The 15,620-nt window shown below is 60.9% G+C and carries 14 protein-coding genes; 4 read left to right on the forward strand and 10 right to left on the reverse strand.

Annotated elements, in window-relative coordinates:
- Positions 1 to 398: 398 nt before the first annotated feature.
- The 6 genes from Q0J85_RS14305 to Q0J85_RS14330 all read right to left on the reverse strand — a co-directional run bounded on the left by Q0J85_RS14305 (position 399) and on the right by Q0J85_RS14330 (position 6,175).
- Entirely contained in the window at positions 399 to 1,340 is a 942-nt protein-coding gene (locus Q0J85_RS14305) for a TM2 domain-containing protein (RefSeq protein ID WP_294482861.1), read from the reverse strand.
- A gap of 160 nt (positions 1,341 to 1,500) precedes the next feature.
- Positions 1,501 to 1,947 carry a TM2 domain-containing protein gene (locus tag Q0J85_RS14310; protein ID WP_294482863.1) on the reverse strand — a complete coding sequence of 149 codons (447 nt, stop codon included), beginning with the start codon at positions 1,945 to 1,947 and terminating at the stop codon, positions 1,501 to 1,503.
- 333 nt (positions 1,948 to 2,280) lie between these two features.
- Complete coding sequence (locus Q0J85_RS14315; RefSeq protein ID WP_294482865.1) at positions 2,281 to 3,603, reverse strand: Gfo/Idh/MocA family oxidoreductase; 1,323 nt, start codon at positions 3,601 to 3,603, stop codon at positions 2,281 to 2,283.
- Positions 3,600 to 4,601, reverse strand: a complete 1,002-nt coding sequence (locus tag Q0J85_RS14320; RefSeq protein ID WP_294482867.1) for a LacI family DNA-binding transcriptional regulator — start codon at positions 4,599 to 4,601, stop codon at positions 3,600 to 3,602. Before Q0J85_RS14320 ends, Q0J85_RS14315 begins: the two co-directional genes overlap by 4 nt.
- Positions 4,602 to 4,778: 177 nt before the next feature.
- Positions 4,779 to 5,672: a phosphodiester glycosidase family protein gene (locus Q0J85_RS14325; RefSeq protein WP_294482868.1), complete on the reverse strand. Its 894-nt coding sequence runs from the start codon at positions 5,670 to 5,672 to the stop codon at positions 4,779 to 4,781.
- 20 nt (positions 5,673 to 5,692) lie between these two features.
- Positions 5,693 to 6,175: a regulatory protein RecX gene (locus Q0J85_RS14330; RefSeq protein ID WP_294482869.1), complete on the reverse strand. Its 483-nt coding sequence runs from the start codon at positions 6,173 to 6,175 to the stop codon at positions 5,693 to 5,695.
- Positions 6,176 to 6,333: 158 nt separating this feature from the next.
- Between Q0J85_RS14330 and Q0J85_RS14335 the strand changes: the two genes are divergently transcribed.
- On the forward strand, positions 6,334 to 6,876 hold the full coding sequence (locus Q0J85_RS14335; RefSeq protein ID WP_294482871.1) for a GrpB family protein: 543 nt from the start codon (positions 6,334 to 6,336) through the stop codon (positions 6,874 to 6,876).
- A gap of 36 nt (positions 6,877 to 6,912) precedes the next feature.
- Here Q0J85_RS14335 and Q0J85_RS14340 read toward each other — a convergent pair whose 3' ends face one another.
- Genes Q0J85_RS14340 through guaA form a run of 4 tightly spaced genes read right to left on the reverse strand, consistent with a single transcriptional unit; the run spans position 6,913 to position 11,682 of the window.
- Positions 6,913 to 8,463, reverse strand: a complete 1,551-nt coding sequence (locus tag Q0J85_RS14340) for a YifB family Mg chelatase-like AAA ATPase (RefSeq protein WP_294482872.1) — start codon at positions 8,461 to 8,463, stop codon at positions 6,913 to 6,915.
- Positions 8,464 to 8,481: 18 nt separating this feature from the next.
- Positions 8,482 to 9,555, reverse strand: a complete 1,074-nt coding sequence (locus Q0J85_RS14345; RefSeq protein WP_294482874.1) for a hypothetical protein — start codon at positions 9,553 to 9,555, stop codon at positions 8,482 to 8,484.
- Positions 9,552 to 10,124 (reverse strand): RsmD family RNA methyltransferase, encoded by a 573-nt coding sequence (locus Q0J85_RS14350; protein WP_294482875.1) that lies wholly within the window; start codon positions 10,122 to 10,124, stop codon positions 9,552 to 9,554. The genes Q0J85_RS14345 and Q0J85_RS14350 overlap by 4 nt, the downstream gene beginning before the upstream one ends.
- A 7-nt stretch (positions 10,125 to 10,131) precedes the next feature.
- Positions 10,132 to 11,682, reverse strand: coding sequence for a glutamine-hydrolyzing GMP synthase (gene guaA, locus Q0J85_RS14355; RefSeq protein WP_367274670.1), 1,551 nt, complete (start codon positions 11,680 to 11,682; stop codon positions 10,132 to 10,134).
- Between the two features lie 167 nt (positions 11,683 to 11,849).
- On the opposite strand from guaA, the gene Q0J85_RS14360 reads away from it, so the two are divergent.
- The 3 genes from Q0J85_RS14360 to Q0J85_RS14370 form a co-directional block, all read left to right on the forward strand.
- Entirely contained in the window at positions 11,850 to 12,728 is an 879-nt protein-coding gene (locus Q0J85_RS14360; protein ID WP_294482877.1) for a 50S ribosomal protein L11 methyltransferase, read from the forward strand.
- A 226-nt stretch (positions 12,729 to 12,954) separates the two neighbouring features.
- Positions 12,955 to 14,673: a DUF4339 domain-containing protein gene (locus Q0J85_RS14365; protein ID WP_294482878.1), complete on the forward strand. Its 1,719-nt coding sequence runs from the start codon at positions 12,955 to 12,957 to the stop codon at positions 14,671 to 14,673.
- Between the two features lies 1 nt (position 14,674).
- The coding region (locus Q0J85_RS14370; RefSeq protein ID WP_294482879.1) for a hypothetical protein at positions 14,675 to 15,620 on the forward strand (946 nt) is incomplete at its 3' end.

Below are 15,620 nucleotides of genomic sequence, written 5' to 3' on the forward strand. Positions count from 1 at the left end.
ACGTGTAAGTTAATCGCCATAAATTACACGCCGCAAGCAGAAACCGCGAACGTCAGCTATTTATCATACCATCTCCTGTGAATTTATCATTCGGGCTTCTTTAATAAATAGCGCCGAAATTTCCGATTTCAAGCGTCCCCGAGGAAAACCATCCCATTTTTTTTGAAAAAATATTTTTACGTAACTCCTTTTAGTTTAATTGATAAAAAAATATCAAACTCTTGCCGCTTCGTTTGTTTTTGCTGGAAACTCATTGATAAAAATTTATCAAAACAGGGATGACGTTATTCGCGGGAAAGCCCGGAACGGGAGGCGCGGCACCGTGGTTCGATTCCGGGACACAAAAAAACAGCGGGAGAAATATTCCCGCTGTTGCGATAAGTGCGTGTATGGTCGGGTCAGAAGACCGTCTGCTGCTTTTTCTGGAGAAACGCTTTCACTTTGGGATTGGTCGCCTGCTCCTCCAGATATTGCAGGAGATCCGTGACCGTCTGAACCGAATCCGGCAGCGTGATGGTGTTGACAGCGCCACTCCCATAGAGAACGTTGACCTTATTTTCGGAATGTGACCCCGGCCTCTCGAAAGCAACGGGGCAATCGGATCCACCGTCAAAATAAGGCATCAATCCGCCGAGATAGATGTAGTCACAGTTCGCATCGGTCAGCGGCTCATTCCCAGATCCCGCCGTGGTTTCGGTCGAGGGACAGACATAGACTGCATGATCCGTGAGGATACCCGTTCCCCGGAGCAATTCCAATCCGGCTGCATTGTCCTGTGGCGGAAATCTGTTGTCGTAATCACCGGCATATTGCGCCAATCCCATCCCGATCTGCTTCAGGTTCGACACACAGGTGATGGTATCGGCGCGACCGCCTGCCTGACTGATTGCCACGCCGATGGCAATTCCCAGCATTGCGAGCACCCAGATAACGGCGAGGGCGATGATGAGCAGCAGTGCGCCTCCGCGCATCGGCACTCCTTTGCCGTCGCGTGTGACCACGAACATTTCAATGAGCACCCAGATCCAGACGATTCCGGAGAGAAATCCGCAGGAGAGCAACGTAATCAACAGCTGGGCGATTCCACAGCCCGTGCGGCCCGCGTAGAAGTTGTGAATGCCGAGACCGCCGAAGAAGAACGCCAGAATCACGTAAATCGTCCGGGATTTCGGCACCGGAGCCGGTCCCTGCTGAACCACGACGACGGTCTGCTGAACGGGCGGCGCGCCCTGCGGCGCCTGTTGCTGGGAAGCCGCCTGCGGCTGCTGAATTGCCCCGCCGCAGGATGGGCAGGTCAGAGATCCGTCCGGTACCTCATTCCCGCAATAATTGCATTTCATGATAAAACCCTCCTGTGAATGTGAGTTGTGGCTTCAGTTTCGTTCATTGTCTGCCGGCTTCGCATCAGGTCAGACAATGGGAAAACGGCTGCTATTCTGCCGCATGAGACCAGCACCCGCTTTCCCGGAGTTTCCGGTTTCAGCGGGCGCTGGACTCTTCTTACATTTCGCTCAGAGCCGAGAGGAATATAACGGCGAAAAACAGCACCGCCCAGACAATCGCGAGAATCGTGGCCAGCTTCGTGTCGGCGTCCTGCATGGGCACTCCTTTGGAGTCCTGCGTGACCGTGAACATTTCGACAAGTGCCCAGATTCCCGAAATCCCGCTCAAAAAACCGCAGGAGATAATCGTAATCAGCAACTGCACAACCCCCTGGACTATGCGGCCCGCATAGAAGTTGTGGACTCCCAGTGTTCCGAGGAAGAACGCCAGAAGAATGTAGACCGTCCGGGATTTCTGTCCGGGAATCATCCCCTGTTGAACAGGCGGCACACCCTGTGGCGCCTGCTGCATGGGAACCCCCTGCGGCTGCTGAACTGGTCCACCGCAGGACGGGCAGGTCAGAGACCCGTTCGGTACCTCATTCCCACAATAATTGCACTTCATAATGACACCTCCTGTGAGTGCGAGTTGTGACTGCTATTTAATTTACAGTCAGTTCGCCTCGTGTCAAGTCGGGCAGGATGGAAAACAGGGAATTTTTTGTTGCATGGAGTTCCTCACCAGCTCCGGTCGCAGAACTGCGCCGCCGATGCTCCGCGCAGCATGGAAGTCGCAACTCCTCTGCTCCCGGCAGAGTGCGGGAACACAGAGTATTTCCACAATCCGGGCTCCGGCTTCGGGGACCATACCGATCTCCGGAAGTCGGCGGCAAGCTGCATGAGAAAAACGGCGGGCCCCGTATGGAACCCGCCGCCAGTCATGCGATTGCGCGGAACTTTACCAGTGGATCAGCTCCTGCACCTTGACGGGGAGCCCCGTCTGCATGGAGATGTTCGCGCCGATGCCGGTCAGGATCGACTTCGCACCGTCGACGTAATCCGCCGCCAGCCCGAGCGGATCATCATCCACTCCGACAAAGAGATGGCGCAGCAGCCGCGCGTCGCCGCCGCCGTGGCCCGCGAGCGAATCGACCGAGTAATCGATCACCTGCGGCTTGCCCCAGTGCGGCTGGAAGATGATCTCCGGCACGAGCTTGGAACGGTCCTCGTCAAGTTCGCGCATTCCGAAGCTGTTGAAATCCTCCCCCTCGGCCGAGCAGAACGAACGCTCGACCACGTTGAATTCGAGCCGCCCTTTCGTCCCGTTGAACACCACGCGATATCCCTCCCACGGGCAGTGCGCGCAGAGACTGTAGGTCATGACCACGTTGTTCTTGTAGCGCACCATCACGCCCATGTTGTCCTCGATGCTGATGCCGTCGCCGAAGACGCTCTGGTCGCGATAGTAGCCGTCCTCGTCCTCCGCGTTGTAGTAGAGTCCCATGAGATTCTCATCGTCCTCCTTCACATGCAGCGCGAACGGATCCTTCTCGGCGATTTTGCTGCCGCGGGCACGGCTGTAGAACTCCGTGATCCCGCGCTTTTCGGCGTTGATCTTGCCGTAGAACTTCAGATCCCCCATCGCGAACACGGTCACCGGCTCGGAGTCGATCCACCAGTTCACGAGGTCGAAGTGGTGCGTCGCCTTGTGCACCATGAGTCCGCCGGAATTGACTTTGTTGCGGTGCCATCTCCGGAAGTAGTCCGCGCCGTGGCAGGTGTCGAGCAGCCATTCAAAGTGAACGCTCGTGATCTCCCCGACGATGCCGGATTTCAGCACCTCCTTGACTTTGCTGTTGCGCGGCGCGTAACGGTAGTTGAACGTGACGGTGAGGTTTCTGCCGGTTCGTTTCTTCGTATCGATGATCTGCTGGCACTTCTCCGCGTCGATGGTCATCGGCTTTTCGCTGATGACGTCGCAGCCGAGTTCCATCGCCCGGCAGGTGTATTTGTGGTGCGTCCGGTCCATCGAAGTGACGATGACGGTGTCGGGCTTGCACTCCGCGATCATGCGGTCGAAATCCTGCGCCTTGTAGGTCGGCAGATCGGGATGGTTGTTGCAGTGCTTCTTGATGAAGATCTTGTTGTAATAATCCATCCGCTTCTGGTTCGAGTCGCAGATTCCGACGAGTTCCGCCTGTTCCGGGAACGTGTTCAGAATCGCCTTGATGTACATTTCCGACCGGCCGCCGGTCCCGACGATGCAGTAACGTTTTTTCATTTCCCTGTCTCCTGTTGATGAGGGTTGTTCGGTATGCCTATGCTCTCCCTGCGGACCAGCCGCGCCGGGTAGACGATCAATTCCGGTTCAGACTCCGCCGGAGAGAGCGCTTTCTCCACGGCGCGCCGGACGGTCTCGGTATCCGGGTGCGCGACCGTCGTCAGGGCCGGAATCGCAAACGCTCCGGCCGCGTCGTCGTCGAAACCCGCCACCGCGACCGTCCCCGGTATCGAGATCCCTTTTTCACTCGCATAGCGGTAGAATCCCAGCGCCATGCGGTCCGTGTCGAAGAAAACCGCGTCGGCCCGGAACTCCTCAAGCGCTCTGCCCGCCGCAAATCCATCGGCGAATTCCAGTCCGCTGCTGCTGATGAATCTGCTCTCCACGCCGTCGCCCGCTTCCGCCAGCGCCTGCTCGAAGCCGGTCCGCCGTCCCGCGGCATGGTCGGTCCCGACCCGCGCGATCCGCCGCCGTCCCGCCCGGAGCAGCTCCGTCACCGCAGCAGCCACCCCGCTGGTCCGGTCGGTCTCGATCCGGTCGAACTCCGCAGATTCCAGTTCGCAGTCGATGAAGAGAAAACGCTGCGGCAACGCATGAAGTTTCTCCACCGGCCACGACGACGGCCACGCCAGAAAGATCACCGATTCGGCGATTCCCGTCCAGCTCCGCAGCAGTTTCATCAACTCCTCGAACGACTCCGGCAGCGCCCCGAGCAGCGTGTGCCGCCCCGCCTCGCGCAGCGCCCCCTCGAGCAGGCTGATCCGGCGCAGACCGCATTCATTCTGCAGATTCGCTTCTGAAATCACCCCGACGATCCGGCACGCGCGCTGCTTGAGACTCCGCGCCGCCGCGTTCGGCACATAGTGCAGCTCCCGTGCCGCCGCGAGCACCCGGCGGGCAACTTCCGCCTTCACCGGGCCGGAACCAGAGAGTGCCCGACCCGCCGTGCGGATCGATACTCCCGCCTTTTCCGCAACCATTTTCAGCGTCGTCGCCATCGTTCTGCTCCCGGATTCGCCTCTTGTGTGCCATCGTTGGCATAGTTTACAATATGCCCGTTTTCGGGAAAAGCAAGCCGGATCTTCGTTTTTTTTTCAAAAAATGCTATCGATGGCACAATCCCGGCCCGCCCGATGACGGGGCGGGATGCCGCAGAGGTGCGGGGAGGGGGTGTTTCAATGTCTGAGCCAGATTCCGAGGTTGGAGCCGACCGGACGCTGATAACCACTCTTGTCGTGGCGGTTGACGGTGACGGGTTCGTCTTTTTTCTCATCCCAGTAGCAGAGCGTGGCCGAGCCGCCGCCGTCCATATTGATCGCATCGTATGCGCCGGCATCCTGAAGAAAGGCGGCGGTTTCCGGACCGGTCGCGCCCATGCTCCACTTTTTCTGGCGGCCGTCGATCGTGATGATGTAAAGATAGTGCCGGTCTTTCGAGAGTCCGTAGGCGATGCGCGGCATCTTCTTTTTTTCATAATTTCCGCCGGGGAGGATTTCGCCGTCGCGCATGATGATGGCGAATCCGGAGGCGGCGACGCGGATTTTTCTGTAATCCTCTTCCGGAACAGAAGATACGATATCTACTTTTCCATTTTCATAGACCACGAAAACGGCGTTGTGCGGCCGGGTGTCACAGATGACTTCTCCATTCAGAATTCCGAGTCCGGCCGGATGCGCGTACTTGTGAGTGAACGGCTTTTCCCACGGCAGCCAGGGGGCGGAGTTCGCCGCGACGATCATGTCGAGACCGAGTCCGCCCTCGTTTACGGGTTTCCGCGCATTCAGCATGAAGTCGCGGGTGCGGATTCGTTTGGTCCGGATCGGCTTTTGAGGGTAGTCGGGCATCGGCTTGCCCCAGTCGGCGTCGCGGGCGCTGCCGGTGAATTCGAGTCCCGGGAGTTTGAGGTCGATCCGCATGAGATTGATCTTCATCAATCGAGGCTCTTCGCGCTCGAGCTTGAGCAGCCGCACGCCGGGGCGGAGTTCCGGCACCTGCTCCCAGTCGATCTTCTCCGCAGCAAGTGTGAATGCACACAGCAGCACCGGCAGGAACAACCAGCTTTTCCGCATAGGACTCCCCTCCACTCCATTCAGTTGTTGTTGTTGAAGTCGATTTCGTCGATCGCCGCGCGGCAGTTGTCGCACGAAAACCCGCGGCTCAGGAGAAAGCGGAACGCCTTTTCCCGCTTTTTGCGCGGATCGGTCTCGCGCGCGAGCAGCCGCAACTTGTATTCAAGCGCTTCGCGGGCGCGCTGCGCTTCGCTCTCCGCGGCGCTTTCGAGCGGCTGCTCCTGCAGCGGCTGCGGGATTCCGCGCTGCCGGAGTGCGAGCCGGATCCGACGCCCGCCGAGACCGCGCGACGCGAGAATCTCCGCATAATCCGCCGCAAACTGTTCGTCGTTGACGAAGCCGCGACGGCGGCACTCCGCAACCGTGTCGCGGATTTCCGGATACGCATACCCGGCCGCGCCGAGTTTCGTCCGGAGTTCGCGTTCGGTCAGAGCCCGGCGCGAGAGCAGCCGCATGGCTTTCTCCATCGCGCTGATTTTCGGTTTTTCCGCAGATTCAGCCATGCGGTACTATACACAATGTCGCGCGGATTTGCAAGGATACATGGGAGGCGGATAGAACACTTTTTCCCCTGTTTTTGCAAAAATCCCTTGCTTTCGGACGCGATCGGATTTATTGTATGAAACGATCAGGAGTTGGAATGCTGACCCCGGAGGAACGAATGAGTGTGGAAGTTGTGTTGTACCGTCCCGAGTGGGCGGAGATGTTCGAGACGTTGAAACAAGCTGTCTCTGAAGCCCTTGATGGAATTGATTTCCGGATCGAACACGTCGGCAGCACCGCCGTTCCCGGGCTCGCGGCCAAACCGGTTATCGACATCGATGTGATCCTGACTCGCTGGGAGGAGTTCGAGGAGGTTGCCGCGCGGCTCGAGTCGCTCGGATTCCAGCGCCGCGGCGACCTCGGCATTCCGTGGCGGGAGGCGTTCACCCGCTCTCCCCGGTTCGCATTCGCGCACAATCTCTACGTCTGCCGTGACGGCATGCCCGCCGTCGAGAACCATCTGAAACTGCGCGACTATCTGCGCACGCACCGCTACGATGCGGAACGCTATTCGGCACGGAAGTTTGAACTCGCCGCCCTCCATCCCGGCGATATCGACGCCTACTGCCGTGGCAAAACCGAACTCATCGCCGAATTTCTCGCCGCCGCGGGGATGGATGAAGCCTCCATTTCCGAGATCGAGGCGGTGAATCTGCTCTGACCGGGAGCGGGGGAGGGGACGCAGGGCGTCCGCAGCTCACTCCGCCCCGAGGGGGGATTTCCGGTAGTTGATCGCCTCGAAGATGTGTTCATCCCGGATCGCCGCGCTGCCGGCGAGATCGGCGATTGTGCGGGCGACTTTCAAAATCCGGTCGTAGGCGCGCGGGCTGAGTTTGAATTTCGCGATTGCCGCGCGCAGCAGCTGCGCGCTCGACGGGGCGAGCCGGCAGAACTCCTGCAGATCGCGCCCGCTCATCTGGCTGTTGCAGTAGAGCCCGAATTTCCCGAGCCGCTCCCGCTGGATTGCGCGTGCTTTGATGACCCGTTCGCGAATCGTCGCGCTCGACTCGCCGTCCGGTGCGGCCATAAGCTCCTCCTGCGAGAGCTGCCGGACCGGAACGAGCAGGTCGATGCGGTCGAGCAGCGGCCCCGAGATCCGTTTCTGATAGCGGCGCTTCTCCTCGAGTTTGCAGGTGCAACCGAGTTCGTATTCCCCGCGCCCGCAGGGGCATGGATTCATCGCCGCACAGAGGATGAACCGCGCCGGAAACGTGCAGCTCCCCGCCGCGCGGCTGACCGTTATGACGCCGTTTTCGAGCGGCTGACGCAGCACTTCGAGCACGTTGCGCTTGAATTCCGGCAGTTCGTCGAGGAAGAGGACTCCGTTGTGTGCGAGACTGATCTCCCCCGGCTTCGGGTCGCGCCCGCCGCCGATCAGCCCGACGTCGCTGATCGTATGGTGCGGCGCGCGGAACGGACGCCGGTTCAGCAGCGGCTGCCCGTCCGAAAGCAGCCCGAGCACGCTGTGAATCCGGCTCGTCTCGAGCGTTTCCTCAAGCGTCATCGGCGGAAGAATGCCCGGCAGTCGCATGGAGATCATCGATTTCCCGGTCCCGGGGCTGCCGTTCAGCAGCAGATTATGCCCGCCCGCGGCGGCGATCTCCATCGCGCGGCGCGCCATCATCTGCCCTTTGACTTCACAGAAATCCGGTTCGCGTCCGGAGGGTTTCCCAATGTATTCGCGCAGATCGGCATGACATGGCAATGCGTTGCCGTCGAGCAGGATCGAAACAGCTTCGCGCAATGAGCCCGCCGCGTAGACCGGCATTCTCCCGCCCGCGGCGAGGGCCGACTCCTCCGCGTTTTCGCGCGGGACGATCAGACCCGTGAACCGGTTCTGCCGCGCGAGCCGGTCCGCGATCGGCAGCGCACCCCGGACCGGACGGATCGAGCCGTCGAGCGCGAGCTCGCCGATCACGGCATATTGCGCGAGCGTCTCCGGCGGAATCGTCCCGGTCGCGGCCAGCATTCCGAGCGCGATTCCGAGGTCGAACGCACCTCCCTCCTTGCGCAGATCCGCCGGCGCGAGATTCACCACCGTGAACCCTTTCGGCGGCTGGTAACAGCTCGAGAGAATCGCGGAACGGACCCGGTCGCGGCTCTCCTTGACCGCCGTGTCCGGCAAACCCACGATCGAAACGCCGTTTTCGTTTCCGGCGCTCTTTCCGGAGACCGCGGCGTTCACTTCGATCTCGACCGGATAGGCGTCGATTCCGATGACGGCGGCGGAAAATGTTTTCGCAAGCATGGGATGCTCCTTTCCCGGCTACATGAGTTTCGCGATGCGCTTTAAATTGAAGAAACGGACTCTGCCGTCTCCCCGGCCGCCGCCGAGCCAGTCGGTCAGGCCGGAGGGGAGATCGAACGCCGTCATGCGCTCCTCCTGATCCCCCGCCCGGGCCGGAACCGCTCCGCCCGGAACCGGTTCGAGGTAGAGCTTGCCGTTTTCCGGATCGTATGCCGCCGCCCGGCGGTGCGGAATCAACGCCAGCTGCAGGAAAAAGTGCGCGAGAAACATCTTCTCTAGCAGTTCCGGATCCTCCCCCTCGATGACGACGCTGTCCACATTCTCTTCGATCTGCCGCAGAGGATCAACCGTGTGCAGAATCCCGTCGATGCGGCGCGTGAATTTCGGGTAGCCCGCGAGGATCTGCCGCCGCCGCTTCGGCCACTCGTGCCACAATGCGTCCGCCTCCCGGTCGAGCGCGTGATCGAAAAACTCCGCGGGGGAGGGGATCCCGCACTCCCCGATCAGCGCGATCATGCGGTCGCGGCCGAGCGGTTCGCGCAGTTCCATCGGGATGCGCCGCATGCGGTATTTGCGGAAGATCCGGTCGCACAGCGTCGCCCGGCGGATTCCCATGGCGTCGACCATCACGAACGATTCGTTCTTCCGGTCGTACAGGATGTTGCCGATGTGAAAGTCCGGGTGGAAGAGACCCGATTCGAGAATCTTCCGCACGAACGGCGCAAAGCGGTTGAGAAACGGCTCCGGATTCTCTCTGCCGCGCACGAATTTCCGCCAGTAATACGCCCCGACCGACTCCGACTCCGGCAGCGCCCGCGTGATGAGACATCCCCCGTTCGGCGAATCGCCGCATGCGAGATACTCCACCACCGGAATTCCGCTCTCCCGGAGCAGTTCCGCCCCCCGCCATTCACGTCGGAATCTCCCGGCTCCGCGTCGGTCGCATTTCAGAAAGTAGCCGCCCGCGCGCACGACGCGCCGAACCGGGTTGGATTTGACCTCATCTCCGGTTTCGAGCATGGTTTCAGGTGTTTCGCCGAGTTCGGCGCGCACGGCGTCCGAAGCGAAGCGCCAGCGGTAACGGTTCGTCATGGCGCAATCTCCCCGAGCAGAAAGTCGGTCCCGCCGAATTTGCGGATCTGCCGCCGGGCGAGTTTTTCCGCCTGGAGGAACGCTCCGACGCTGCCGGGCGAGTCCGGAATCTCCCAGACGAGCAGCGCTCCTGCGGCGAACGCGGTGAAATTCCCGTCCGCCAGAAGTTTCCCGAACAGCGCCGCCGACTCCGCGTAAGGGGGATCGGCGAATATCACGTCCGGTTTTCCGCAGAGTCCTGCGTAGGCGGTGACCGCCTCGGCGCGGCCGTTGATGAGCCGGAAATCGCACGCGACTCCCGCCTTTTTCACTCTGGCGACGTTCTCTTCGATCACCCGGATGTGACGCTGATCCGCCTCGACCAGCGTCGCGGCCGCCGCTCCGCGGCTGGCCGCTTCGAGCGCAAGCGCGCCCGAACCCGCACAAAGATCAAGCACAACACTCCCGGCAAGGCGGCTCCCGATGCTGTCGAAAAGCGCCTTGCGGGCCCGGACCGCCGTCGGACGCACCCCGATTCCGGGGGGGGCGGCCAGTTCGATGTTGCGCGCGATTCCCGCTATGATCCGCATGCGGAACTCACTCCCATTCGATCGTCCCGGGCGGCTTGCTCGTGATGTCGTAGACCACGCGGTTCACGCCGTTGACCTCGTTGATGATGCGCGAGGAGATCCGCCCGAGGAGATCCGCCGGGAGCGGCACCCAGTCGGCGGTCATGCCGTCCGAACTGTCGACCGCGCGGACCGCGATGACGTAGTCATAGGTGCGTTCGTCGCCCATCACGCCGACCGTGCGCAGCGGCAGGAAAACCGCAAACGTCTGCCAGATCGTGTAATAGAGTCCAGCTTTCTTGATTTCGTCGACGACGATCTCGTCGGCGTCACGCAGGATGTCGAGCGTCTTGCGGCTCACGGCGCCGAGGTGTCTCACCGCGAGGCCCGGCCCCGGGAACGGCTGGCGCATGACCACGTCCTCCGGCAGCCCGAGCTGGCGGCCCACTTCGCGGACCTCGTCCTTGAAGAGTCGCGACAGCGGTTCGAGCAGTTTGAATTTCATCTCTTTCGGGAGGCCGCCGACGTTGTGGTGACTCTTGATCATCGCCGACGGATTTCCGTCGATCGGGACGCTCTCGATCACATCGGGATAGGTGGTGCCCTGCGCGAGGAATTCGGCGTTCTCGATCTTGGCGGAGGCGTCGTCGAACACCTCGACGAACTCTTTGCCGATGATCTTGCGCTTCTGCTCGGGCTCCTCGACGCCCGCGAGTTTCTCGAGGAAGCGGTCGGTCGCGTCGACGTAGATGAGTTTCATGTTGAAGTTACGTCCGAAGAGCTGCTGTACGCGCTCGGCCTCGTTCTTGCGCAGCAGCCCGTTGTTCACGAAGATGCAGTTGAGCTGCTTCCCGATCGCCTTGTGGATGAGCGCCGCCGCGACGGAGGAGTCGACGCCGCCCGAGAGTCCGAGAATCACGTTCGATTTCCCGACTTTCGCGCGGATCTCGCGCACCTGCTGCTCGATGAACGACTCCATCGTCCAGTCGCCGCTGCACTTGCAGATGCGGCGGCAGAAGTTCCCGATGATGCTCTTCCCCTCGGGAGTATGGACGACCTCGGGGTGGAACTGGATTCCGTAGAGGTTGCGCGACGGCATGTGCACGGCGCAGAATTCCGTGTTGCCGCTCGAGCCGAGGACTTTGAATCCCCCCTCCGGCATTTTCGAGACCTTGTCGCCGTGGGACATCCACACCTGAATGCGCGGCGAAAGCCCCATGAAGAGCTCCCCCGGTTCGACGATGTCGAGGATCGCCTTGCCGTATTCGCGTGCTTTTCCGCGGGTGATCTCTCCCCCGAGGGTCTGGATCATGAGCTGCAGCCCGTAGCAGATCCCGAGAACCGGAATTCCAAGTTCAAAGATGGCCGGGTCGCACTTCGGCGCATTCGGGGAATAGACGCTCGAGGGGCCGCCCGAGAGGATGATTCCTTTCGGATTCTCCGCCCGGATCGCCGCCGCCGTCGTATGGTACGGCATGATTTTGCTGTAGACCCGGCATTCGCGGATCCGGCGGGCGATCAGCTGACTGTATTGAGAACCGAAATCGAGAACGATGATCGTTTCACTCATAGACGTGATTTTCCCTGCTGGTAGGTTTCTTGCAATCGCTTTTGCTTTAATATAGCACAAAAAAACGGGGTTTTAAAGGGAGGAGGCTTTCATTTTTCCGGATTTCGGGTTATAGTGTATGATGCCGGGGGGAGAACCGGTGGTTTTTCGGTTCAGTTTTTTTGGGGATACATACGATGGATGATATGCTTTACTGCATCAAACTCGTCGACGATTCGGACAATTTCGATCTCGCCGCCGAGATGCTCGCCGCACTCGAACTCGATTCGAGCAGCTATGAGGACAAGGAGAACAAACGGGTCTACCACACGGTTTACGCCGCCGACCCCGAAACCGCGCGGGCGAATCTCGCGGCGCTCAAGGCCGCTGTCGAGGAGTGGAAGGAGTTCGGCGTGCGCATTTCGGCGCTCGAACCGTTCGAGCTCAAGAAAGAGGATTGGGCCGAGGTCTGGAAGAAGTATTTCAATGTGATTCCGATCTCGGAGAAGCTCGTCATCAAGCCGAGCTGGCTCTCCGTCGAGCCGAAGCCGGGACTCGCGGTTGTGGAACTCGATCCCGGCATGAGTTTCGGGACTGGCCAGCATGCGACGACCTATTACTGCCTGAAGACGATCGACCGTCTCGCGGGGAAAGAGGGGGTGCGCAGCATGCTCGATGCCGGGTGCGGGTCCGGGATTCTCTCGATCGCCGCCGCGCTGCTCGGCTACGATCCGGTCGATGCGTTCGACAACGACCCCGACGCGGTGCGCATCGCCGCCGAAAATCTCGAGCGGAACAACATCCGCAACGTGGTTCCGTTCGTCGGCGATGCCGAGGTGTGGCAGGGCAGTCACCAGTATGATCTGGTGTGCGCGAACATCCTCGGGCATCTGCTCGTGCGGTTCCGGCGGAATATCGCAAGCTGGGTGCGCCCCGGAGGATATCTCACGCTCGCGGGGATTCTCTCGACCGAATTCGACGGCGTCGCCGAAGCGTTTACGCCTCTCGGCTTCGAGGAGCTCGACCGCGAGACGCTGCGCGAGTGGACCAGCGGGCTCTTCGTACGGAAAAGCTAATATTCGATTGCGTTTCTTTCGGGGAAGAACGGAAATTTTCTGCGCATAAAACCCGGAAGCGGCGTTGAAAAATCAGTATCTGAGAAGTATATTCCTCTGATACGATCCGGCCTCCTCCGGTTCGACGGAGTGCGCGGGGGCGGAAAGAGATTCACACCCGGTTCCGCCCGGGAATCCGGTGATTGGTCGCGCCGTTCGCGCGGCGGAAAGAAGTTGCGGGTTGCAAATGGCGAAAAACTGGTATGTCGAAAAGGGCGGTGAGCTCATCGGTCCGGTTCGGGGCCGGGATCTCATAAAAATGGCGGAGGAGGGGGAGATCGTTCCCGGGACCCGGGTGCGGTACGGGATCGACGGCGGCTGGTATCACGCCTCCGATTTCAAGGAGATCGAATGGCCTGCGGCCCTGCCGGTCGGCGGGCAGGGAGGGAACGCCGCTGCCGGTGGCGGAGGCGCGGGCAGTGCTTACCGTGGGAGTGCGCGGATCATCTGTCCGCACTGCTGGAACTCTTTCCCCCTGGAGGAGATCTGCTACATCTCCCGCCATCTGGATCTGCTCGGAGACCCGATTCTGGGGGCGGATGCGCAGCAGCGGTTTCTGCCGATGCGGTTCAGCCCGCGCGGGCTTGCGCTCGATGCGAACGGCATGGAGTGCCCGGAGATGGCGTGTCCGCACTGTCATTTGAAGATTCCGGAGAGCATGATCGATCTGCCGACCTCGTTTTTCTCGATCGTGGGGGCTCCGGCCAGCGGAAAATCGTATTTTCTCACGTCGATGATCTGGCAGATCCGGAAAGTGCTGCCGCAGTGGTTCGACTTCACCATCGCCGACACGGACGCGACGTTCAACTCGGTTCTCAACAATTACGAGAAGATTCTCTTTCTCAACAACGATCCGGACGACTACGTGGCGCTGCCGAAGACGGAACTTCACGGCACGGATTTTTCCAATCAGATTCTGCTGGACGGGATCAGCGTCGATCTGCCGCGCCCGTTCATCTTCAATCTGAGTCCGATGAACACGCATCCCGATTACGATCTGCGGCGCGGGGAGCTCGAACGGAACATCGTCTTTTACGACAACGCCGGGGAGCATTTCGAGCCGGGGCGCGACTCCATCACCAATCTGGCGACCATTCATCTGGTTCATTCGGACGGCATCCTCTTTCTGTACGATCCACTCCGGGATGCCCGCATGATGCGGGAGTGTTCGGCCGCAGACCCGCAGATCTCGCGCGGCGGCGTCGGAGAAAATCAGCTCGCGCTCTTCCACGAGATGACCGGGCGGATCCGCAAATACGCCGGACTCAAGGCGACGGAAAAGTACGGAAAGCCGCTGCTGATGGTCATCCCCAAATACGACGCCTGGCAGCAGAGCTTCGATCTGGATCTTCCGGCGCGGGAGTTCCTGTTGTTCGATGAGAAGACGATGTCTTACAAGCTCGACATGCAGACCATCTGTTCGGTCTCCTATCAGCTCCGGAAACGGCTGCTGGAGATCTCTCCGGAAGTGGTCGCGGCGGCGGAGGCGTTCTCCCGGCAGGTCTATTTCATCCCGGTGAGCGCGCTCGGACGGATTCCGGAGTACGATGAGAAGCGGGAGATGATCGGAATCAAGCCGGACCATCTCAAGCCGATCTGGGCCGAGGTGCCGTTTCTGCTGCTGCTCCATCTGCGCAATCTGATCGGCGGTGCGGAGAGGCCGGTCGAGCATGCACTTGAGGTCACGAATTACAGATTCGTCCACGATACGATCCTCTTTTCTCTCCCCGGCGGGGCGAAACGCGAGCAGCTGCCGCGCAATTACTGGGGAAAAACGCTCTCGTGCGGGGAGGCGGGGCCCTGTTTCCGACTGCCGTCCCCGCCCGCGGAGGAAGATGGCGCCGGACCGGAGGGAAAAGAGGGAATCGGGGACTCCTCCATCGACCGGAATTTCTGGGTAAAGTGAGATGGCGTTTGAACTGATCTACACTTCGGCACCCCGGGGAATCCGGCAGGGCAGCAGCGGCTTCTGCGTCGTCGCCTGCACGCAGGGGATGGGGGCCGGGATGATCGCCAAACTCGAGACGTTGAGCGCATACAAGCCGGTGTTTCCGCATTACGATCCCGACGCCTGGAAGAATCCCGTTTCGTGTTCGCATTGCGTTGCGGGCTGCGGCGGCGAATCGCGGCATGTGCTCAGCCGGATCTGTTTCAACGGGCTGGATTACACGAAGCGCTCGAATAAGCTCGCGTCTCACATCGTCTTGAACAGCGGCGAACTGGAGGTGCTCGCCAGTGGTCCGGCCGCGCCGTTTTTCCAACCCGGTTTGTTTCGCGGGGAGTCCTGGCGGATCGAGTCCGGACTGTTTCCCCGGCAGGCCGACATTCTGCCGTCGGATCTGCCGGCGGGGAAGTGTTCCGCCTGGGAGCGGCTGGCGGGGGACGGCGGCTGGGGAGCGGTTCCGGCGGAACATTTTCTCGCCTCGCCGCAGGGGGTGGTCTGCGTGCTGTTCGATCCGCTGCGTCACGAAAATCTCATTGAGCTCGTTCAGGAGAGCCTGTTGCTGCTGCCGCGCGAGATGAGGTGGCAGGTGACGTTCAACACCTATTTCACGGCGCTTCCGGCCGGGATCAGCTGCAGCTGGAGATTTCTGGTCGCGGGAGCGGAGGCGGAGCGGATTCTCCGACGCACCCCGGGAGCGCTGGTGATCGATCTTACGAGCGAACTGCCGCCTGCGTCGGGCGGTCCGCTCGTGGAGCTGGCGCGGACCGGCGTTCCGGCCCGCGTTCCGGTCGCGTATCCGTCGCAGCCGCCAGCGGCAGCGGCGGATGAGAGCGTGCGGAAGCGAACGCACTCTCCGGACGTGGAAGTGCCGTTCCGATCCGGTTTCCCGCCGCGTCGGCCGACGCCGG

Source organism: uncultured Victivallis sp. (assembly GCA_944389935.1).
GTDB lineage: Bacteria > Verrucomicrobiota > Lentisphaeria > Victivallales > Victivallaceae > Victivallis.